Origin of the sequence: Aeromicrobium sp. 636, from assembly GCF_024433585.1 — a bacterium.
Classification (GTDB): Bacteria; Actinomycetota; Actinomycetes; order Propionibacteriales; family Nocardioidaceae; genus Aeromicrobium; species Aeromicrobium senzhongii.
The window spans coordinates 1,253,699-1,274,630 of record NZ_WNJU01000001.1 but is presented as its reverse complement, the minus strand read 5'-3'; the positions used below and the strand labels follow the sequence as shown (position 1 = coordinate 1,274,630).

General features: G+C 70.3%; 22 protein-coding genes and 2 tRNA genes. 17 read left to right on the top strand and 7 right to left on the bottom strand.

The genetic code is table 11. The annotated features are described in order from the left end of the window. Positions 1-14: 14 nt before the first annotated feature. The 7 genes from GL325_RS06365 to GL325_RS06335 are packed head-to-tail and all read left to right on the top strand — an operon-like array spanning position 15 to position 6,031. A complete protein-coding gene (locus GL325_RS06365) occupies positions 15-1,166 on the top strand; it encodes a glutamate--cysteine ligase (RefSeq protein WP_187768934.1) in 1,152 nt (383 codons plus the stop codon). Beyond that, a complete protein-coding gene (locus tag GL325_RS06360) occupies positions 1,163-1,771 on the top strand; it encodes a disulfide bond formation protein DsbA (protein ID WP_154595659.1) in 609 nt (202 codons plus the stop codon). Before GL325_RS06365 ends, GL325_RS06360 begins: the two co-directional genes overlap by 4 nt. Positions 1,772-1,798: 27 nt before the next feature. Then, a complete protein-coding gene (locus GL325_RS06355; protein WP_187768933.1) occupies positions 1,799-3,415 on the top strand; it encodes a CDP-glycerol glycerophosphotransferase family protein in 1,617 nt (538 codons plus the stop codon). 22 nt (positions 3,416-3,437) lie between these two features. After that, positions 3,438-3,896, top strand: coding sequence for a ribose-5-phosphate isomerase (locus GL325_RS06350; RefSeq protein ID WP_154595657.1), 459 nt, complete (start codon positions 3,438-3,440; stop codon positions 3,894-3,896). Continuing rightward, positions 3,889-4,701, top strand: coding sequence for an Fpg/Nei family DNA glycosylase (locus GL325_RS06345; protein WP_187768932.1), 813 nt, complete (start codon positions 3,889-3,891; stop codon positions 4,699-4,701). Before GL325_RS06350 ends, GL325_RS06345 begins: the two co-directional genes overlap by 8 nt. A 9-nt stretch (positions 4,702-4,710) precedes the next feature. Next, the gene (locus tag GL325_RS15930; protein WP_154595655.1) at positions 4,711-5,826 is read left to right on the top strand and encodes a PP2C family protein-serine/threonine phosphatase; all 1,116 of its coding nucleotides are present in this window, start codon (positions 4,711-4,713) and stop codon (positions 5,824-5,826) included. A gap of 10 nt (positions 5,827-5,836) precedes the next feature. After that, positions 5,837-6,031 (top strand): hypothetical protein, encoded by a 195-nt coding sequence (locus GL325_RS06335; protein WP_187768931.1) that lies wholly within the window; start codon positions 5,837-5,839, stop codon positions 6,029-6,031. 1 nt (position 6,032) lies between these two features. Here the strand turns inward: GL325_RS06335 and GL325_RS06330 are convergent. Next, positions 6,033-6,108: transfer RNA gene (locus GL325_RS06330), tRNA-Gly, on the bottom strand. A gap of 53 nt (positions 6,109-6,161) precedes the next feature. Then, positions 6,162-6,728 (bottom strand): hypothetical protein, encoded by a 567-nt coding sequence (locus tag GL325_RS06325; RefSeq protein WP_154595653.1) that lies wholly within the window; start codon positions 6,726-6,728, stop codon positions 6,162-6,164. A 62-nt stretch (positions 6,729-6,790) separates the two neighbouring features. On the opposite strand from GL325_RS06325, the gene GL325_RS06320 reads away from it, so the two are divergent. Continuing rightward, positions 6,791-7,033 carry a MoaD/ThiS family protein gene (locus GL325_RS06320; protein ID WP_154595652.1) on the top strand — a complete coding sequence of 81 codons (243 nt, stop codon included), beginning with the start codon at positions 6,791-6,793 and terminating at the stop codon, positions 7,031-7,033. Position 7,034: 1 nt separating this feature from the next. Here GL325_RS06320 and moaA read toward each other — a convergent pair whose 3' ends face one another. The 3 genes from moaA to GL325_RS06305 all read right to left on the bottom strand — a co-directional run bounded on the left by moaA (position 7,035) and on the right by GL325_RS06305 (position 8,546). Further along, on the bottom strand, positions 7,035-8,012 hold the full coding sequence (gene moaA, locus GL325_RS06315; protein ID WP_255955671.1) for a GTP 3',8-cyclase MoaA: 978 nt from the start codon (positions 8,010-8,012) through the stop codon (positions 7,035-7,037). After that, a complete protein-coding gene (locus tag GL325_RS06310; protein ID WP_154595650.1) occupies positions 8,009-8,449 on the bottom strand; it encodes a molybdenum cofactor biosynthesis protein MoaE in 441 nt (146 codons plus the stop codon). Before GL325_RS06310 ends, moaA begins: the two co-directional genes overlap by 4 nt. Positions 8,450-8,472: 23 nt before the next feature. Further along, a tRNA-Pro gene (locus tag GL325_RS06305) sits at positions 8,473-8,546 on the bottom strand. 132 nt (positions 8,547-8,678) lie between these two features. Between GL325_RS06305 and tig the strand changes: the two genes are divergently transcribed. The 9 genes from tig to GL325_RS06260 all read left to right on the top strand — a co-directional run bounded on the left by tig (position 8,679) and on the right by GL325_RS06260 (position 17,431). Beyond that, positions 8,679-10,052: a trigger factor gene (gene tig, locus GL325_RS06300; RefSeq protein ID WP_187411762.1), complete on the top strand. Its 1,374-nt coding sequence runs from the start codon at positions 8,679-8,681 to the stop codon at positions 10,050-10,052. A 198-nt stretch (positions 10,053-10,250) separates the two neighbouring features. Further along, a complete protein-coding gene (locus GL325_RS06295) occupies positions 10,251-11,366 on the top strand; it encodes a lipase family protein (protein WP_187768930.1) in 1,116 nt (371 codons plus the stop codon). A gap of 57 nt (positions 11,367-11,423) precedes the next feature. Beyond that, entirely contained in the window at positions 11,424-12,569 is a 1,146-nt protein-coding gene (locus tag GL325_RS06290; RefSeq protein ID WP_187768929.1) for an alpha/beta hydrolase, read from the top strand. A 94-nt stretch (positions 12,570-12,663) separates the two neighbouring features. Further along, the gene (locus GL325_RS06285) at positions 12,664-13,146 is read left to right on the top strand and encodes an SRPBCC family protein (RefSeq protein ID WP_187768928.1); all 483 of its coding nucleotides are present in this window, start codon (positions 12,664-12,666) and stop codon (positions 13,144-13,146) included. Beyond that, the gene (locus GL325_RS06280) at positions 13,143-13,616 is read left to right on the top strand and encodes an SRPBCC domain-containing protein (protein ID WP_255499425.1); all 474 of its coding nucleotides are present in this window, start codon (positions 13,143-13,145) and stop codon (positions 13,614-13,616) included. The genes GL325_RS06285 and GL325_RS06280 overlap by 4 nt, the downstream gene beginning before the upstream one ends. 98 nt (positions 13,617-13,714) lie before the next feature. Further along, positions 13,715-14,290 carry an ATP-dependent Clp protease proteolytic subunit gene (locus GL325_RS06275; RefSeq protein WP_373681478.1) on the top strand — a complete coding sequence of 192 codons (576 nt, stop codon included), beginning with the start codon at positions 13,715-13,717 and terminating at the stop codon, positions 14,288-14,290. Next, positions 14,287-14,886, top strand: a complete 600-nt coding sequence (locus GL325_RS06270; protein ID WP_154595645.1) for an ATP-dependent Clp protease proteolytic subunit — start codon at positions 14,287-14,289, stop codon at positions 14,884-14,886. Before GL325_RS06275 ends, GL325_RS06270 begins: the two co-directional genes overlap by 4 nt. A 98-nt stretch (positions 14,887-14,984) precedes the next feature. After that, entirely contained in the window at positions 14,985-16,253 is a 1,269-nt protein-coding gene (gene clpX, locus GL325_RS06265) for an ATP-dependent Clp protease ATP-binding subunit ClpX (protein ID WP_154595644.1), read from the top strand. A gap of 20 nt (positions 16,254-16,273) precedes the next feature. Beyond that, entirely contained in the window at positions 16,274-17,431 is a 1,158-nt protein-coding gene (locus GL325_RS06260) for a trans-acting enoyl reductase family protein (RefSeq protein WP_187768927.1), read from the top strand. Between the two features lie 76 nt (positions 17,432-17,507). On the opposite strand, the gene GL325_RS06255 is transcribed toward GL325_RS06260, so the two are convergent. Together GL325_RS06255 and valS are read right to left on the bottom strand one after the other, a co-directional pair. Then, the gene (locus GL325_RS06255; protein WP_187411764.1) at positions 17,508-18,275 is read right to left on the bottom strand and encodes a DeoR/GlpR family DNA-binding transcription regulator; all 768 of its coding nucleotides are present in this window, start codon (positions 18,273-18,275) and stop codon (positions 17,508-17,510) included. Between the two features lie 59 nt (positions 18,276-18,334). After that, on the bottom strand, positions 18,335-20,911 hold the full coding sequence (gene valS / locus GL325_RS06250; RefSeq protein WP_187768926.1) for a valine--tRNA ligase: 2,577 nt from the start codon (positions 20,909-20,911) through the stop codon (positions 18,335-18,337). Between the last annotated feature and the right edge of the window lie 21 nt (positions 20,912-20,932).

Here is a 20,932-nt window from a genome sequence, read left to right as displayed (position 1 = left end):
GGCAGGATGTTCACATGGACATCCCGTTCGCCGCCTCGGAGCGGTCGACGATCGGCGTGGAGTGGGAGCTCGCGCTGGTCGACCAGGACTCCGGGGACCTGCGCCAGGTCGCCCAGACGGTGCTCGAGGCGGTGGCGCCGGTCGGTGGCGGGGAGCACCCGCACATCAAGCAGGAGCTGCTGCTCAACACGGTCGAGGTCGTGACGGGGGTGTGCCGCACCGTCAAGGAGGTCACCCACGACCTCAGCCGCAGCATCGAGGCGCTCCGGCTGGTCACCGACCCGCTGCGGGTCGAGCTGATGTGTGCGGGCACCCACCCGTTCGCACGGTGGACCCAGCAGAAGGTCACCGACAAGGAGCGGTACGCGACCCTGATCGACCGCACCCAGTGGTGGGGCCGCCAGATGTTGATCTACGGCGTCCACGTCCACATCGGCATCGAGGACCGCGACAAGGTGCTGCCGATCAGCCGGGCGATGCTCACGCACTACGGCCACTTCCTGGCGCTCAGCGCCTCCAGCCCGTTCTGGGGCGGACAGGACACCGGCTACGCCTCGAACCGCGCGCTGATGTTCCAGCAGCTGCCCACGGCGGGCCTGCCGTTCCAGTTCGACCACTGGCACGAGCTCGAGCACTACGTCGGCGACATGATGCACACCGGCGTCATCGACTCCTTCGACGAGATCCGCTGGGACATCCGGCCCTCGCCGAAGTTCGGCACCCTGGAGATGCGCATCTGCGACGGCGTCCCGACGCTCTCCGAGCTGGGCAGCATCGCGGCTCTGACCCACTGCCTGGTCGAGCACCACTCGCGCGAGCTGGACGCGGGGCGCGAGCTGCCCTCGATCCCCTCGTGGTTCGTGCAGGAGAACAAGTGGCGGGCCGCCCGCTACGGCATGGACGCGATCCTCATCCTCGACCGCGAAGCCCGTGAGGAGCTCGTGACCGACGACCTCGAGCGGCTGCTGGTCCAGCTCGAGCCGGTCGCCGAGGACCTCGACTGCGCCGAGGAGCTGAACGGCGTCCGCGACATCATGGCCGCCGGGGGAGCGTCCTACCAGCGTCAGCGCGCGGTCGCCGCGCAGCAGGCCGGCGAGCTCGACGTGGTCGTCGCGGCCCTCGTCGAGGAAATGCGAGCAGGCCGCCCGGTGTTGGACCGGACATGACCTCCACCGAAACCGTCGACCTCTGGTTCGACCCGCTGTGCCCCTGGGCCTGGATGACCTCCCGCTGGATGCTCGAGGTCGAGCAGGTCCGGCCCGTCCACACCGTGTTCCACGTGATGAGCCTGTCCGTGCTCAACGAGGACAAGGACGTGCCCGACGAGTACCGCGAGGCGATCGAGCAGGGCTGGGGTCCCGTCCGCCTGGCCATCGCCGCCGAGCAGAAGTACGGCACCGAGGTGCTGCGCGACCTCTACACCGAGCTGGGCACGCGCCGCCACAACGAGGGCCGCGAGTTCGACCGCACCCTGTACGAGGAGGCGCTGGTCGCAGCCGGACTCCCCGTCGAGCTGGCGGACGCCGCTGACGACACGTCGCTCGACGACGCCGTCCGGGCCTCCCACGTCGACGGCATCAGCCGCGTCGGCGAGGAGGTCGGCACCCCCGTGATCTCGATCGGCGACACCGCCTTCTTCGGCCCGGTGCTCTCGCCGGCGCCCAAGGGCGAGCAGGCCGGAACGGTGTTCGACGGTGCTCGCGCCCTGGCGTCCTACGACGGCTTCTTCGAGCTCAAGCGCACCCGGACCCGCGAGCCGATCTTCGACTGAGGGAGCCGGGCCGGGATACTGGGCGCGATGACCGACCAGCTGCCAAGTCTCGCTGCACGTCTCCGCGCTCGCCGGGACCGGGAGGTCGACGACCTCCGGCACCGGTTCCGCACGGACCTGGGGACGCGCAACCGCGTCTTCGCCTGGTCCTCTGCGGGACTGGTCCTCGTCGCCGCGCTGGCCCTGACGATCCGGGCCGTCGTGCACGGACTGGGCCCGGGCGCGGTCCTGGCGGCGGTGCTCGGTGTCGTGCTCGTCCGGGCCGCCATGCTGCGCCCGGCCGCCCCGCCGCACGTGCACGGCCTTCCCGGCGTGCCCGAGCCCGCCGTCTGTCCCACGCCCGACCCGCCCGACCGCAGCCCGTTCGTCCTGGCCGTGCGCTGGCTCGGCGCCGTGCTCGCCTTCGCGCTGGCCCTGGCCTCGCTGCCCGTGGTGCTCGTCGTCCTCGTCGTGCTGGCCGTCGCGGCCGCGCCGGTCGTCGCCGACAAGGTGCGGTTGTGGGGTGCCCGCCGGACCCTGCGCCGCGCCCTGCTGGCCTACGAGCCACGGTTCGTGCTCGGCTACGGCGGGTACGGCGGCGGGCCGATCCACGTCGGGATGTGGGAGCCGCACCTGCTGGCCTCGGGGGACCGCGGCGTGATCGTTGGGCTGCGGTCGCACTACTGCGCCGAGTTGCGTGCCGGGATCCGCCCGACGATGCCGTGGATCTCGGCCGGCTCGGACGTGCTCGGGGACATGCGGGTCCTGACGGTCCCGTCCATGACGACGTTCTTCTACGTCCACAACGCGCCCGGGCACCTCAAGCTCATGGGCATCCGCTCGGTCCGGCACGTGTGGCTGGGTCACGGCGACTCCGACAAGTCCGGCAGCCACCACAGCCGTCACCTGCGCTACGACGTGCTGGTGGCGTCGGGTGAGGCGGCGATCGACCGGTACACACGGCACGGGGTCGACATCCCGCGCGAGCGCTTCGTGCTGCTGGGCCGTCCCCAGTCCGGCGACGTGCTGCCCGCCGCCACGCCGGTCACCGAGCTGGAGCGGCCGACCGTGCTCTACGCGCCCACCTGGACCGGCAACGGCAAGATGACGAACTTCTCGTCCATCAAGGTCGCCGACCGGATCCTGCGGGCGCTCATCGACGCCGACGTGAACATCATCTTCCGGCCCCACCCGGTCTTCCTGCGGGCTCCCTCGTGGACGGACCGGCTGGCGGCGCTCGACGCGATCCTGCAGGCCGATCACGACGATCCGACGAACGCCCGCCGGCACCTGTGGGGAGAGGAGGCCGTCCGCGGGCTCTCGGTCGCGGACTGCATGAACCGCGCCGACGCGCTGGTCTCGGACGTCTCGAGTGTGGTCTCGGACTGGCTCGCCTCGGGCAAGCCGTACCTCATGGTGAGCATGGCCCACGGTCTCGACGAGTTCGCCGAGGCCGTCCCGGTCGCCGCGGGCGGTTACATGGTCGACAAGCGACTGACGGGCCTGGCCGACGTCCTCGACGACATGCTGCGCCGCGACCCGCTCGCCGATCGGCGGCGACTCCTGAAGGTGCACGTCCTGGGCGATTACGAGGGTGACGAGTCGGCCCGCGCGTTCGCCGCCTGGGTGCACGAGATGGCACACACGCCCCTGGTCCGGTCCTGATCCGACCTGACAGGATGGACCCATGCGCGTCCACCTCGGTGCCGATCACGCCGGCTACGAACTCAAGAACCATCTCGTCACCTGGCTCACCGAGCACGGTCACGAGCCCGTCGACCACGGCGCCCACAGCTTCGACGCCGAGGACGACTACCCGCCGTTCTGCGTCGACGCGGCCCAGGCGGTCCTCGACGACAAGGGCTCGCTCGGCATCGTGATCGGCGGATCCGGCAACGGCGAGCAGATCGCCGCCAACAAGGTCCCCGGCATCCGCTGTGCGTTGACCTGGAGCGTCGAGACCGCCCAGCTCGCGCGCCAGCACAACAACGCCCAGGTCATGGGCATCGGCGCCCGGATGCACTCGCTCGAGGAGGCCGAGCAGATTGTCGAGGCCTTCCTCACGACGCCGTGGAGCGAGGCCGATCGCCACCAGCGTCGGATCGACCTGCTGGCGACGTACGAGGAGACCGGCACCTTTGCCTGAGGGGCACACCCTCCACCGCCTCGCGTTGGACCTGACCGGGACGTTCGGCGACAAGGTCGTGCGCTCCGGGAGCCCTCAGGGCCGGTTCGAGGCCGCCGCCCGGCTCGACGGCCGCACCCTGCTCGAGGCGACGGCTCATGGCAAGCACCTCTTCGTGGCGTTCTCCGACCTGGAGGAGCAGGTGCACGTGCACCTGGGTCTCTACGGCGCGTTCACCTTCGTCGAGGACCCCGAGCCGCCCGTCGTCGGCCAGGTCCGCTGGCGGCTCTCCTCGGGCCGCGCGACGGCCGACCTGCGCGGGCCGACGGCCTGTGAGCTGCTGGTCCCCGACGAGATCGAGGCGATCCACGCCCGGCTCGGCGCGGACCCCCTCGATCCCGCGGCGGACGTCGAGAGGGCCGCGGCCGTCGTGGCGGCGTCGCGGGCGCCCATCGCGACCCTCCTGATGGACCAGCGCGTCATCGCGGGCGTCGGCAACGTGTATCGCGCCGAGGTGCTCTTCCGGCACCGGATCGACCCGAAGGTGGCCGGTCGCGACCTGCGGCCGGGCACGTTCCTGACGCTGTGGGCGGACCTCGTCGACCTGATGGGCGGAGGTGTGCGCACCGGCCGGATCGACACCGTGCGCCCCGAGCACGAGCCCGAGGCGATGGGCCGCGAACCGCGGGTCGACGACCACGGCGGCGAGGTCTACGTCTATCGGCGGGCCGGTCAACCGTGCCTGGTCTGCGGAACCCGCGTGCGCACCGAAGTCGTCGCCGGCAGAAACCTCTTCGGGTGCCCACGTTGTCAGCGGCGCCGGTAGGGTCGGTCCGTGAGCACGACGAAGGGTCCGCGGCGCGATCCGGTCGGCAGGTACCTGTCGACCAACGCCCGCGAATGGCGGTCAGGATCCCGGGACGGCCAGATGGCCGTTCTCGCCGCCCTGATGCTGCTCACCGGCGCGATGTTCATCGTCAGCCTGCAGTGGTACTGGATCATGCCCGTCGCGATGTTCATCGTGCCGCTGATCGTCGGCGGGATGCTGTTGCAGTGGCGGCTCCACGCGGCCCTGACGGTCATCGTCCTGTTCGCCGCCACCGTGTCGGCGCTGGTCTACTCGGTGGACACCGGCTTCAACTCCTCGCGTCCGGCCTCCGCGGCGGCGCTCTACATCGCTGCGGGAATCCTGTTGTACAGCTCTTCGCGCAACCGCTCCGGACTGCCCGCCGCGCTCGGTGAGGCGATGCTGATGGAGTTGCGCGACCGGCTGCAGGCCCAAGGTGCCGTCCCGCCGCTGCCCGACGGTTGGGTCAGCGAGTCGGCGATGGAGTCGGCCGGCTCGGCCAAGTTCGCGGGCGACTTCCTCGTGGCCAACCTGTCCAAGGACGAGAAGTACCTCGAGATGGTGCTCGTCGACGTCTGTGGCAAGGGCGTCGCGGCCGGCACGCAGTCCCTGCAGCTGGCCGGTGCGCTGGGTGGGCTCATCGGATCCCTCCCGCCGCTGGGCCTGTTCGCCGCCGGCAACGACTACCTGATGCGCCAGTCGTGGGACGAGGGCTTCGCCACGGCCGTGCACGTCCTGGTCAACCTCGAGACGGGTGGCTACGAGGTGCTCAACGCCGGACACCCGCCGGCCATGCACTGGAAGCGCGACCAGAAGGAGTGGGTCGTCTCCGGTGCGCGCGGACTGGCGCTCGGCATCATCGACCGTCCGGAGTTCCACGGCACCTCGGGTGTCATCGAGCCGGGCGAGGCGCTGATGTTCTACACCGACGGCGTCGTCGAGACCCGCACCCTGGACCTCACCGTCGGGGTCGAGTGGCTGCGCGGGGCCGCCGCGATCGCGATCTCCCAGGAGATGGCCGGCGCGCCGCGTCGCATCCTGGACCAGACCGAGCCGGGCGAGGACGACCGCGCCGTGCTGATCCTGCATCGACTCCCGGCCTGACGGGTTCCGCATGGACGAGCAGCCCGGACCGGTCACCTGGCCGTTCTACGCGACCTGCGCCGTCATCGTGGCGATGGGGATGTTCCTCATGAACGGGGGGAACAGGCCGCTCGCGGGCTGGCTGTTCGTGATCTTCGGTGCCGTGGCGATCGTCGGCTCCCTGGCGCGGGCGGCGGTGGACCGCCTGCGCGGTCACCGCGACTGAGTGGAGCGGACGACGAGATTCGAACTCGCAACATCCTGCTTGGAAGGCAGGGACTCTAGCCATTGAGTTACGTCCGCGCGGCGCCGAAGCGCCAGCACCATGATGCCACAACCACCCGTGCGGGTTCGACTCAGCGGGCGGTTCGCGAGTCCGACGTCGTGGAGATGACCAGGTCCGCCGCGGCGGGGGTGCGGTCGGTCGTGAGGTACTCCTCCTCCTGGGCGGCCCACACGTCCCACCAGGGCTCGTACGTGTCACCGTCGCGGGCCAGGGCGCGGCGGCGACGCTCGGTCTCGTCCGCCTCCAGCCACACCAGGTGGCTGAGGAACGGCCGCAACGGCAGCGCGCCCGCACCGACGCCCTCGATGATCAGGTCGGGAGTGGGCCGGACGGTCAGCCACCGCCCCGGCCGGTCGGCCGCCCAGTCCCACTGACGCGCGCGCCCCACCTCGCCGATCGCCAGGTCGGCCAGCAGGGCCCGGACGACCGCCGGGGTCTGCGCGAGTCCGTGCCATCCGGGATAGAGCCGCTCGAGGTGCAGGATCGGCGCGCCCGTCAGGTCGGCCAGGTCGAGGGCGAGGGCCGTCTTGCCCGCTCCGCTGCGCCCGTCGATCGCGACGACGCGGGTCGTTCCGCAGGCGGGTGCGCGCAGGCGGACCTGCTCGGCCAGGTGTCTCGCGGGGCTGGTGGGTTCCACTGGATCGACGCTAACCTGCTCGCCCCGTCGTGGCCAGAGCGCCGGCGGGCTACGTTGGGCCCATGGAGCCCGTCCACGTCCGACTCTTCGCCGCCGCGCGTGAGGCCGCGGGGACGTCCGAGACGTCGCTCGTCGCCGGCACGCTCGGCGAGCTCCTCGACGGCCTGGCCGAACGGTTCGTGGACCTCGGGCCGGTGCTCACGCGGTGCTCCGTGCTGGTCGAGGGGATTCGCACGACCGATCGGGAGACCGTCCTGCCGCCGGGCCTCACCGTCGACGTGCTGCCGCCGTTCGCGGGAGGCTGAGTCAGCCGCCGATCGCGCTCATCGGGCGCGTCGGCTGGACGAACGTCGGCGAGTCGATGCCGTGCCCGGCACGCTTCGCGGCGATCGACGACTCGAAGATCCGGGCGAGGTCGGCATCGGTGCCGCCGCCGCGCAGCACCGGGACGAGATCGGACTCATCGCGCGCGAAGAGGCAGTTGCGCACGTGCCCGTCGGCAGTGATCCGGATGCGGTCGCAGGCCGCGCAGAACGGTGCGGTGACCGAGGCGATCACGCCCACGGTGGCCGGGCCCCCGTCGATCGTCCACAGGTCGGCGGGGGAGGAGCCCCGGCCGGTCACGGGCTCGAGCTCGAACCGGGTGCGCAGGGTCTGCAGGATCTCGGCGCCCGGCACCATGGTGGCCCGGTCCCAGGTGTGACCGGCGTCGAGCGGCATCTGCTCGATGAACCGCATCTGGGCGCCGGCACCGATCGCGAACTCGACCAGGTCGACCAGCTCGTCGTCGTTGACGCCGCGCATGGCGACCGCGTTCAGCTTCAGCGGCGCGAAGCCGGCAGCACGGGCGGCCTCGATCCCGGCCAGGACGTCGCCCAGCCGGTCGCGTCGGGTCAGCGCTGCGAAGCGCTCGGCGTCGAGCGTGTCGATCGAGATGTTGAGCCGGGTCAGCCCCGCCTCGCGCAGCGGGACGGCGAGCTCGGCCAGGCGCAGGCCGTTCGTCGTCATCGAGACCTCGGGTCCGAGGGCCGCGAGCCGGCGGACGACGTCGACGGCATCCTTGCGCACGAGCGGCTCGCCCCCGGTGAGCCGGATCGTGGTGACGCCCAGCGAGACGCAGACCCGGGCGATGCGCTCGATCTCGTCCGTCGTGAGGATGCTGTCGCGCTCGATCCACGGCACGCCCTCGGCGGGCATGCAGTACGTGCAGCGCAGCGAGCACTTGTCGGTGAGGGAGATCCTCAGGTCGCGGTGGACCCGGCCGAAGCCGTCGACGAGGCTCACAGTCCGACCCAGCCGCTCCGGCCGCTGGCGTCGGTCTGGCGCTTCCAGATGGGGACTTCGGTCTTGATCAACTCGATCAGTGCCCGGGTCGATTCGAGCGCCTCGCGCCGATGCGCGGCGCTGCTGGCGACGACCACGGCCACGTCCCCGACCCCGAGGGAGCCGACGCGGTGCGACACCGCGATCGTGGCGCCGGTGTTGAGCGCCACCGTTCCCGCGAGCGCCGTCAGGATTCCCTCGGCGTCGGGGTGCGTCTCGTACTCCAGTGCGACGACGGCGCCGTCGGCCCCGGGGTCGTGGTCGCGGATCGTGCCGATGAAGACGTCGGTGGCTCCGACGGTCGGACCGGCGACGGCGGCGAGGTGGGAGGCGACGTCCAGGGACGCGTCCACCACGCGGGCCAGGGCCACGCGTCCGGCGGCCGCCTCGGTGATCATGACTTCAGCCTAGGCGTCCTGCGTCGGGATGACAGGATTTGAACCTGCGGCCCCCTGCTCCCAAAGCAGGTGCGCTACCAAGCTGCGCCACATCCCGTGGGCACGGACAGTGTACGGCGGCCGGGCGGCGGCCCGTTTGACCCACCGCCACTGCAGCCCCGTAGACTGAACGCTGGCCTGCGTGAGGACTCCGTGGGCTGGACACGCCCAACGACGCAGGAGTCATCACGTGAAGAGCAGCACCGAATCGCTGAGCCCGACGCGGGTCAAGCTGACCATCGAGGTGCCGTTCGAGGAGTTCAAGCCGAACCTCGACAAGGCCTACAAGACCATCGGTGCCCAGATCCAGGTCCCCGGCTTCCGCAAGGGCAAGGTCCCGGCGGCCATCATCGACCAGCGCGTCGGCCGCAGCGCGGTCCTCGACGAGGCGCTGAACTCGGCCCTGCAGGGCTGGTACACCCAGGCGCTGCAGGACACCAAGACCACGCCGCTCGGCCAGCCCGAGATCGACCTGACGAAGTTCGTCGACGGTGAGCCCATCGAGGTCACCGCCGAGCTCGACGTCCGGCCCCAGCTCGAGATCCCGGATGCGTCCGAGATCGCCGTGACGGTCAAGGACATCGAGGTGAACGACGACGACGTGAACGAGCAGCTCGACCAGCTGCGCGAGCGCTTCGCCACCTTCACCGACGTCGACCGCCCGGCCGCCGACGGCGACTCGATCACGATCGACCTCTCGGCCGCCCACAAGGACGGCACGCTGATCGACGAGGCCCAGGCCGAGGGCCTGCCCTACGTCATCGGCAAGGCCACCATGCTCGACGGTCTCGACGAGGCCGTCACGGGACTGTCGAAGGGCGAGTCCGCCACCTTCTCGACCACCCTCGTCGGTGGCGACCTGGCCGGCGAGGAGGTCGACGTCACCGTCACGCTGCAGGACGTGCGTCAGACCGAGCTGCCCGAGCTCGACGACGAGTTCGCCCAGATGGCCTCCGACTTCGACACGATGGACGAGTTCCGTGCCGACCTGGTCGAGCGCCTGACGCGCGGCAAGCGCATCGAGCAGGCCGCCGAGGCCCGCGACCTCGTCCTGGAGGAGCTCGTCTCCCGGGTCGACGCCCCGATGCCCGACGGACTGGCCGAGGCCGAGCTGGCGAACCGTCGTCAGCAGATGGACCAGCAGCTCGCGATGGCCGGCCTGACCCTCGAGAACTACCTCGAGGACCAGGAGGACGGCAAGACGGTCGACGAGTTCGAGTCCGAGCTCGAGCGCGACGTCCGCGAGTCGATCGTGGCGCAGTTCGTCCTGGACCAGCTGGTCGAGGAGAACGAGTACGACATCGACAACGACGAGCTGAGCCAGCACATCATGCGTCGGGCCCAGCAGTCCGGCGAGGACCCGAACTCCTACATCCAGCACATCATGGAGCACAACCACGTGCCCGAGATGATCAGCGAGGTGCTGCGCGGCAAGGCGCTGGCGTCGCTCGTGGAGTCGGCGAAGGTCACGGACCAGTCCGGCAACGTCGTCGACCTGGCGAACCTGCGTGCCGACGGCACGGTCGGCGGCGACGAGCCGGCCGACGAGTCCGCCTCGGAGTGACCCTCCGGCGGGCCCTGCCCGCCCGAACGACAGAGCCGGTGCCCTTCGGGGCGCCGGCTCTTTCGTCGTCCGGGCGCGACACGCCGCGCGGGCCTTGACCGCACTGCGTGGGCCGGGCAGAGTAACCGAGTGTTACGCGCCACCGGAACCTGATGCCGTGGCTCTCGGGATAGCTCGAGACCCCGCAGGAGAAGATCCGTGAAGGTGCGCCCCCTCGCCGCCAGCGCCGTGGCCTTGCTGGCCGGCCTCCTCACCGTCTCCCTGACGTCCGTACGGGCGTATGCGATCGAGGACGGCGGTGTGTCCGCAGCCGCCGCGACGGCCTCGCCCGGCTCGGTCCTCGAGCAGGCTCCGGCGCCCGGGGCCCTGGCCGCCCTCGGGATCGCGCCGGCGGATGCGACGGCCACCCGGGTGCTCTACGCGTCCACGGGCGTCCGGGGTGAGGCGACGCCCGTCTCCGGCCTGGTGATCGTCCCGAAGACCCCGTGGCGCGGGCCGGGGGAGAGGCCGCTCGTCGCGGTCAGTCCTGGCACGCAAGGCCTCGACGACCGCTGCGCCGCCAGCCGGCTGATCGAGTCCGGCCGGCTCAACGACGGCACGTGGATCAAGCAGTTCCACACGGCGGGCTACGCGATCGCCATGACCGACTACGAAGGACTCGGCACGCCCGGCGACCACCCGTACGCCGACAACGTCGTCCTCGGCCACAATGCCCTCGACGTGGTGCGGGCCGCGCGACAGCTCGGTGTCTCGGTGACCGCGCCCGTGTTCCTCCAGGGATTCTCCGAGGGCGGCGGCGCGACGGCCGGGGCCCTGGAGCTGGCCCCGAGCTACGCCCCCGAGCTGCCCATCGCGGGCGGCCACGCGACCGCGCCCACCGGCGACCTGACCGCGATCGGCGTGCGCCGTGGTCCCGACGTGTACCGGCCGTTGCTGCTCCTCGCGGTGGGCGTGCTCGACGACGACGCTCCGGCGTCCGGATGTCCGCCGGTGGGACTGCCGCGCGGGCTGACCGATCCTGAGGCGTTCGGTCCCACCGCCACGGCGACCCCGGAGCCGCCGCCGACGAGCCGGTCGCGCATCGAGGTGCCGTTCGCGGTGACGGCCGCATGGGCCGACGAGATCGTCCCTCTTCGCTCGGTCAAGGAGGCCGCGAAGCAGTGGTGCGCCCGGGGCTCGCGGATCGTCTACTCGACGTCGTGGGCGCCCTCTCACCTCGCCTCCGGGTACGAGGGTGGCGGCCAGGCCGTGCGGTTCTTCGACGACGTCCTGCGCGGCAAGTCCTTCGAGTCCACCTGCGACTGGCTGTTCTGAGGTCCGCGCCCCGAGATCGGGGCGGGAATCGCTGGGCGCCTGGGGCACCATGGACGCATGACCTCGACCGCTCGCACGACCGACGTCGCCGCGCTCGCGCTCGAGTACGGCGACCGGGTCGTCCTGGGCACGGTCCGCGACGTCCACACGGCGGTCGCCCACCGCGTCTTCGGTGCCACCCGGATCGTCGGCAGCCGGGTGCCGGAGGCGATCCACGACGCGGTCGCGGGCACGGTCTACGGCTCCCTCTCGCGGGCACTGCGGGCCTCGGGCACCGCCGCCCGGTCGATGGCGGCGCACGGCGTGGGTGCCCCGGTGGATGGTTCGAGGGTCGGCCGCCAGGTCCGCTCCGCGGTCAACGGGCTGGTCGGCGACGAGCTGCGCCTCATGGGCGATCCCCAGGCGATCACGATGTCCCTGCGCCGCGACGGCACGGACATCGCGGCGACACCGTGGAAGCTGCGCCAGGCCTATCCCGACGCGACCGGCCACCTCGTCGTCCTCGTCCACGGCCTGTGCGAGAACGACGAGTCCTGGCTGCGCCGGGGACCGAGCGCCACCTACGCCGAGCGCATCGCGGCGGACACCGAGGCCACGACCGTCCTGCTGCGGTACAACACCGGCCTGGACGTCTCCGAGAACGGCCAGCACCTCGACGAACTGCTCGAGCAGGTCGTCGCCAACTGGCCGATCGCGGTGCATCGGATCACGCTGGTCGGGCATTCGATGGGCGGACTGGTCGTCCGTGCGGCGACGAACCGGGCCACCGTGGCCGGGCACCTGTGGCCGCACCGGGTCGGTGACGTCGTCTGCCTCGGCACGCCGCACGCCGGTGCGAACCTGGAGAAGGCCGCGCACCTGGGGTCGCGCGTGCTGGGGTTCTGGCCCCGGTCCACGCCGTTCGGTACGATCCTGGACTCCCGCTCGGCAGGCATCGTCGACCTGCGCCACGGGTACATCTCGGCCGACGAGTGGGAGGGCCAGGACCTCACGGCTCGCTGGGGCCTGGACCGCATCGCGGCGGCGCCCCTGCCACATGCGGAGTACCACTTCGTGGCGGCCGGGCCCGTCGCGCCGGCCGCGCGGTCGGAGTACCTGCCGTCGGCGCACCACTTCGCGCTGTTGAACCATCCCCGGGTCGGCGACTGGCTGGTGGCCTGGATCAATGCCAAGCCGCGTCAGGTGCGCAGCCTCGGCTCCTGATCTGCGTGTGAGACAGGTCACCCCCATGTGACACCTTCGCTGTCACGGTCGGTTAGGCTCGCGGAGCACCGACCGACGAACCAGGGAGACGACTGTGGCGAACCGTGACGAGATCTCGGCGACGATCGACATCGAGGCGCCCCCGGAGCGGGTGTGGGAGCTGGTGAGCGACCCGGCGCAGATGCCCCGTTGGAGCCCGCAGTGCCGCAAGACGATCGTGCGCGGCAAGGGTCCTGTCGGCGTCGGCACGACCACGGTCAACATCAACCGCCGCGGTCCGCTGTTCTGGCCCACGCGCTCGAAGGTCGTGGAGTTCGTGCCCGCGAAGCGCTTCGCCTTCTCGATCGCCGAGAACGGCACCGTGTGGTCCTACGACCTCGAGGCCACGGCGACGGGCACCCGCCTGACCGAGAGCCGTCACGCGCCCCACGGGGTCTCGGCCCTCTCGAACTTCCTCACCAGCCGCGTGCTCGGCGGCACGGACAACTTCGAGAGCGAGCTCGAGGACGGCATCCGCCAGACACTCGACCGGATCAAGGCCGCAGCCGAGGGCGGTGTCCCGCCGGGAAAAGCCTGAGCGGCGGGGTCCCGCCGCTGGAGACCTCGACGTTCATCCCCGCTCCGGCCGAGCGGGTCTGGGAGGTCCTGCAGGACCAGCGACGGATGCGCCGCTGGAGTCCCGAGACGTGGGCCCAGCTCTTCCTGCCGCGTCGGCTGGCCCCCGGCCAGCTCTCGGTGAACCTCAACAAGCGCAAGGCGTTCATCTGGCCGACGCTCAGCCGGTACGTCGCCGTCGACCCGCCCGAGCTGCTGGCGTTCCGCGTCTACGGGCCGGGCGCCCGCTGGTCCTACCGGCTCGAGCCGCAGGACGGCGGCACCCGCCTGGTCCTGCGCCGCGATCTCCTCGGTGGCCGGCGCACCCTGATCAGCCGCGTCATCGCGACGCTGGCCCTCGGTGGGATCGAGGAGCACGACGACGAGCTGGTGGCCGGAATGGACCGGACCCTCGACGCGATCTCGGCCGACGTCACCGTGCGCGGTGCATGACGTGCTGTACGCCGATGGCGAACACGGGTGTCGGGCGCGTGTCTGTGTCCGTCCCGCGGTCTAGGGTCGGTGACGTGAACGCACCCATGAACCCCCAGATGGCCGTCGAGGCGGGTCCCTCCGACCTCGACGGGCACATCTACAACCGTCTGCTGAAGGAACGCATCGTCTTCCTCGGCTCGGAGGTCCGCGACCAGAACGCGAACGCGATCTGCGCGCAGCTGCTGTTGCTCAACGCCGAGGACCCCGAGGCCGACGTGTACTTCTACATCAACAGCCCCGGCGGCTCCGTCGACGCGGGCATGGCGATGTACGACACGATGCAGTTCATCTCGAACGACGTCGTCACCGTCGGCATGGGTCTGGCCGCCTCCATGGGCCAGTTCCTGCTCGCGGCGGGCACGGCCGGCAAGCGCTTCGCGCTGCCGCACACGCGCATCATGATGCACCAGCCCTCGGGCGGCATCGGTGGCTCGGCCTCGGACGTCAAGATCCAGGCCGAGCAGTCCATCCTGCTGAAGAAGCAGCTCAACGAGCTCCAGGCCAAGCACACCGGCCAGAGCGTCGAGCAGATCGAGGCCGACGCCGACCGTGACCGCTGGTTCACGCCCGCGCAGGCCAAGGCGTACGGACTGATCGACGAGATCGTCAACACGGCAGGAGACGTCCGATGAGCTACTACATGCCCCAGTGGGAAGAGCGCACGTCCTACGGCTTCCGTCGGATCGATCCCTACACGAAGCTGTTCGAGGACCGCATCATCTTCCTCGGCACGCCGATCAGCGACGACGTCGCCAACGCGGTCACGGCCCAGTTGCTGTGCCTGCAGTCGATGGATCCCGATCGTGACATCAGCATCTACATCAACAGCCCGGGCGGCTCGTTCACCGCGCTCACGGCGATCTACGACACGATGCGCTACATCAAGCCGGACGTGCAGACGTTCTGCCTGGGCCAGGCGGCCTCGGCCGCCGCGGTGCTCCTCGCCGCCGGCACCCCGGGCAAGCGCTTCGCCCTGCCGAACAGCCGCATCCTGATCCACCAGCCCTACACCGAGGGCACCGGTGGTCAGATCTCCGACCTGGAGATCCAGGCCAACGAGATCATCCGCATGCGCGAGTTGCTCGAGAAGATGCTCGCCGAGGCCTCCAACAAGACGCCCGAGGAGGTCAGCCGGGACGTCGAGCGCGACAAGATCCTGACGGCCGCCGGTGCTGTCGAGTACGGGATCATCGACCAGGTGCTCGACACGCTCAAGACGCCGCTCTGAGCGACACGCTCCGACGCAAACGCCGGTGACGTTCCCTCCACGGTGCACAGCTGTGGCATCGTGGGGGGACCGTTCGGAAACGACAGGAAAACACACGCATGGCACGCATTGGTGAGACGGCCGACCTGCTGAAGTGCTCGTTCTGCGGCAAGAGTCAGAAGCAGGTCAAGAAGTTGATCGCCGGTCCCGGCGTCTACATCTGCGACGAGTGCATCGACCTGTGCAACGAGATCATCGAGGAGGAGCTGGCCGAGGGCGCCGAGGTCAGCCTCGGTGAGTTGCCGAAGCCGGCTGAGATCTACGAGTTCCTCAACACGTACGTCGTCGGCCAGGAGGGCGCGAAGAAGTCGCTCGCGGTCGCGGTCTACAACCACTACAAGCGTGTCCAGGCCCAGGCCTCGGGTCGGATCAACAAGGACGAGACGGTCGAGCTGGCCAAGTCCAACATCTTGATGGTCGGCCCCACCGGCTGCGGCAAGACCTACCTGGCCCAGACGCTGGCCCGCATGTTGAACGTCCCGTTCGCGATCGCCGACGCCACGGCCCTGACCGAGGCCGGCTACGTCGGCGAGGACGTCGAGAACATCCTGCTGAAGCTGATCCAGGCGGCCGACTACGACGTCAAGAAGGCCGAGACGGGCATCATCTACATCGACGAGATCGACAAGATCAGTCGCAAGAGCGAGAACCCGTCCATCACGCGCGACGTGTCGGGCGAGGGCGTCCAGCAGGCCCTGCTGAAGATCCTCGAGGGCACGACCGCCTCGGTGCCCCCGCAGGGCGGGCGCAAGCACCCGCACCAGGAGTTCATCCAGATCGACACCACCAACGTGCTGTTCATCGTCGGCGGCGCGTTCGCGGGCCTGGACCAGATCATCGAGCAGCGCAGCGGCAAGAAGACCCTGGGCTTCAACTCCGACCTCGCCCCGGTCGTCGAGGAGAAGGACTCCGAGCGGCTGTCGAAGGTCGTCCCGACCGATCTGCTCAAGTTCGGCCTGATCCCCGAGTTCATCGGCCGTCTGCCGGTGATCGCCGCGGTCAACAAGCTCGACAAGCCGGCTCTGATCTCGATCCTCACCGAGCCGCGCAACGCGCTCACCAAGCAGTACGTCCGACTGTTCGCCATCGACGACGTCGAGCTGGAGTTCACCGAGGAGGCGTGCGAGGCGATGGCCGATCTGGCCCTCGAGCGCGACACCGGTGCTCGTGGTCTGCGGTCGATCGTCGAGGACGCCCTGCAGGACATCATGTACGAGATCCCCAGCCGCGACGATGTCGCCAAGGTCATCGTCACGGCCGAGACCGTGCGCGACCACGCGGAGCCCACCGTGATCACCCGCGACGAGGCCGACAAGAAGGCCAGCTGACTTCCGTATAGCGTCGACCCATGGTCGACATCACGCTGCTCGGAGCCACCGGGTTCACCGGCGGACTCACCGCCGACTACCTGGCCGTCCATCTGCCCGAAGACGCCTCGTGGGCGATCGCGGGGCGGACCCGCGCCAAGCTCGAACAGGTGGCCGCGCGGATCGCCGCGACCGGTCGTGAGGCCCCCGAGATCGTCATCGCGGACCTGGCCGATCCGGACTCGATGGCGAAGATGGCCACGGACACCCGCGTCCTGATCAGCACCGTGGGTCCGTACCTCCAGCACGGCGAGCCTGCCGTCAAGGCGGCCGCCGAGGCGGGCATCGACTACGTCGACCTGACCGGCGAGCCGCAGTTCGTCGACGAGATGTGGCTCAAGTACCACGAGACGGCCGTCCGCACGGGCGCCCGGCTCGTGCACGCCTGCGGCTTCGACTCCATCCCCTACGACCTCGGCGTGCTCTACACGGTCGACCAGCTCCCGGCGGGTGTCCCGCTGATGATCCGCGGCTACATCCGGGCCAAGGCCACGTTCTCGGCCGGGACGTATCACTCGGCCGTGGGCCAGATCGCGCAGTTCCGCCAGTCGCAGGCCGCGGCCAAGCAGCGCCGGGCGCGTGAGGGGCGTCCCACCGGGCGCCGCATCCACGGGGGTGGCCACCTCGGACGTGCTGAGCCGCCCGTCAAGGGCTTCGGGGTACCGCTGCCGACGATCGACCCGCAGATCGTGCTGCGCTCGGCGCGCGCCCTCGAGCGGTACGGCCCCGAGTTCACCTACGAGCACCACGCGCACTTCCGGACCCGACGGATGATGGCCATGGCCGCTCCGGTGCTGGCGGCGGTCGCGGTGGGTGCCCAGATCCCTCCCGTCCGCGCGGCGCTGCTGAAGCTCAAGGCCTCGGGCGACGGGCCCTCGGAGGAGCAGCGCGCCGGGTCCTGGTTCACCCTGACCTTGGTCGGACACGGCAGCGACACCAAGGTGGTCACCACGGTCCGGGGCGGCGATCCGGGCTACACCGAGACCGCCAAGATGCTGGCCGAGTCGGCGATGTGCCTGGCCTACGATGACCTGCCCGAGGTCGTGGGCCAGACCACCACGGCCGTGGCGATGGGCTCGGCCCTGATCACCCGGCTGCAGAACGCCGGGATCGACTTCTCCACCTCGACCGTCGACTGACCCCGAGATTTGCTCCTATTTGGACCTTTGAACGCGGTTCGAAGGTGAGTTGGGGAGCAAATCTCGGGAGCGGTGGTCAGGCGACGACGACGTCGACGCCGGCCTCGTGCAGCATGGCGCGGTCCTGGGGCCGGATGCCGTCGTCGGTGACGACGACCGTGACGTCCTCCAGGTCGGCGAAGGAGAAGACCTGGTGCGGGCCGAACTTGGTGGAGTCGGCCAGGACGACCTGGGTGCGGGACGACCGCACGAGCGCGCGCTTGACGGCCGCCTCCTCCGAGTCGGCGGTGCTGAAGCCGTGGTCGGAGGCGATCCCGTTGGTCCCCAGGAAGGCCACGTCGGCGCGAGTGGTGCCGAACGTCTCAACGGTCCGCTGACCGACCGCGACCCCCGTGACATCACGGACGCGACCACCGACGGTGTGCAGGGCGATGCCCTCGTGGCCGAGCAGTTGATGGGCGATCGCGACGCTGTGGGTCAGCACGGTCAGTCGCAGGTCGGACGGCAGCACCGAGACCAGGTGGGCGATGGTGCTGCCACCGTCGAGCAGGACGCTGCCGCCGGCCGGGGGCAGGAACGCCAGGGCGGCGGTGGCGATCCGCGCCTTGAGGTCGGGCCGCTCGGAGGTGCGCTGCGACAGGCTCGGCTCGATCCGCGAGTAGGCCGAGGACAGCACCGCCCCGCCGTGGACCCTCCGGGCCGTTCCCGCGCGCTCCAGCACCGTGAGGTCGCGTCGAATGGTCTCGGTCGAGACCTTCAGCTCGTCCGCGACCTCGTTGACCGCAAGGCGCCCATGGCGCTCCAGCAACTCCGTGAGCAACAACTGACGTTCGGCGGCGTACACCCCTGACCTCCCCGAAGATCGTGTGGGTTCATGTGGTTTCCCTCGGAGACTACGCCTCCTCAGGCGTCGGCGAGTGTGGTTTCGACGCGCAACGCGTCACCCTCGGCCTCGGCGGTGGCGAACTCGCCCACGACGCGGCCCGCAGCGCGCAGGTCCGGCACAGCGGCCTCCAGCAGGTCCAAGGTGGCACGGGGACCCGACACGGTGACCTGGGTGACCTCGGTGCGCTGGCTCACCTTCGCCGTCGACTTCGCGCCGCGGATGCCGGCCAGTGCCTCGCCCGCGATCGCCAGCAGACGGCCGTCGAACGGGTCCACTGCGAGGTCGTCGGTGGTCGGCCAGGCGGCACGGTGGATCGAGCCCTCCTGCCACCAGGACCAGACCTCCTCGGTCACGTAGGGCAGGAACGGCGCGAGCAGTCGCAGCTGGACCGACAGGGCCAGCACGAACGTGGCCTTCGCCGACGTGCCGGACTGGTCCTCGCGGCGGGCGCGCTCCTTGACCAGCTCGAGGTAGTCGTCGCAGAAGTCCCAGAAGAACTTCTCGGTGACCTCGAGGGCCGAGGTGTAGTCGTACGCCTCGAAGTGGCTCGTCGCCGTCTCGACGACGTCACGCAGCGCGGTCAGCAGGGCGCGGTCGAGGGGCTCGGTGACCAGCGAGGCGTCAAGCAGGGAGGCGTCGGCGCCCAGGCCGTACTGGTCGACGGGAGCCACCACGAACTTGCTCGCGTTGAGCACCTTCATCGCCAGGCGGCGTCCGACCTTCATCTGGGTCTCGTCGAACGGCGAGTCGGCACCCGGGCGGGCGCCGGCGGCGCGCCAGCGGACCGCGTCGGCGCCGAACTTCTCGAGGATCTCGTCGGGGACCACGACGTTGCCCTTGGACTTGCTCATCTTCTTGCGGTCGGGGTCGACCACGAAGCCCGAGAGCGCCGTGTGCTTCCACGGCACCTGGCCGAACTCCTGGTTCGACCGCACGACCGTCGAGAACAGCCACGTGCGGATGATGTCGTGGCCCTGCGGACGCAGGTCCATCGGGAAGGTGCGCTCGAACAGGTCGAGGTCGCGCTCCCAGCCGCACACCAGCTGCGGCGTCAGCGAGGACGTGGCCCACGTGTCGAGCACGTCGGGGTCGGCGATGAAGCCGCCGGGCTGTCCGCGCTGCGACTCGTCGAAGCCGGCCGGGGGCTGGGACGCCGGGTCGACGGGCAGGTCGTACTCGGGCGCGAGGAGCGGGTTCTCGTAGTCGGGCTCGCCGGCCTCGTCGAGCAGGTACCAGACCGGGAACGGGATGCCGAAGAACCGCTGGCGGCTGACCAGCCAGTCGCCGTTGAGGCCCTCGATCCAGTTCGTGTACCGCGACTGCATGTAGCCGGGGTGCCAGTCGATGTCGTTGCCGAGCTCGACCAGCTGCTGACGCAGCTCGGCGTCACGGCCGCCGTTCTTGATGTACCACTGGCGCGTGGACACGATCTCGAGCGGCTTGTCGCCGCGCTCGTAGAAGTTCGCCATGCGCTGCGTGGGCGTCGGCTCGCCGTCGAGGTCGCCGGACTCCTTGAACGCAGCGGCGATCGCCTCGCGGGCGCTGAAGGCGGTCTTGCCGGCCAGCTCGGCGTACACCGACTCGCCGGGGCCGCCGGCGATCCACTCGGGCACCTCGCGCAGGATGCGGCCGTCGCGGCCGATCACCGTGCGGTTGGGCAGGTCGAACTCGCGCCACCACTGCACGTCGGTCAGGTCGCCGAACGTGCAGCAGTGCACGATGCCGGAGCCCTTCTCGGGGTCGGCCAGCGTGTGGGCCAGGACGGGCACCTCGACGCCGAAGATCGGCGAGTGGGCGGTCGTGCCGAACAGGTGCTGGTAGCGCTCGTCGTCCGGATGCGCGATCAGGGCGACGGCGGCCGGGGTGAGCTCGGGCCGGGTGGTCTCGATGAAGACCTTCTGGCCATCGGCCAGGTGGTACGAGACGCGGTAGTAGTGACCCGGGTAGTCGCGCGCCTCGAGCTCGGCCTGGGCGACGGCGGTCTGGTAGGTCACGTCCCACATGGTCGGGGCGTCCTGGCTGTACGCCTCACCGCGCGACAGGTTGCGCAGGAAGGCGCGCTGGCTGGTGGACTGGGCGTCCTGACCGATCGTCGTGTAGGTCTGCGACCAGTCGACCGACAGGCCCAGCGTGCGCCAGAGCTTCTCGAAGACCTGCTCGTCGCGCTCGACCAGCTCGTTGCACAGCTCGATGAAGTTGCGCCGGCTGATCGGGATCTGCTTCTTGGGATCGGGCTTGGCCGGCGGGGTGAAGTCGGGGTCGTACGGCAGCGAGGGGTCGCAGCGGACGCCGTAGTAGTTCTGCACGCGACGCTCCGTGGGCAGGCCGTTGTCATCCCAGCCCATCGGGTAGAAGACCTCGAACCCGCGCATGCGCTTGTACCGCGCCATGAGGTCGGTGTGCGTGTAGCTGAAGACGTGACCCACGTGCAGGGAGCCCGAGACGGTCGGCGGCGGGGTGTCGATCGAGTACACCTGGTCGCGCGTCTTGGTCCGGTCGAAGGCGTACGTGCCCTGCTCGGCCCATACGCCCACCCACTTCTCCTCGAGACCTTCGAGGACGGGCTTCTCGGGAACGCGGTTCTGTGTGGTCACAAGCGCCGATTCTACGTGGGT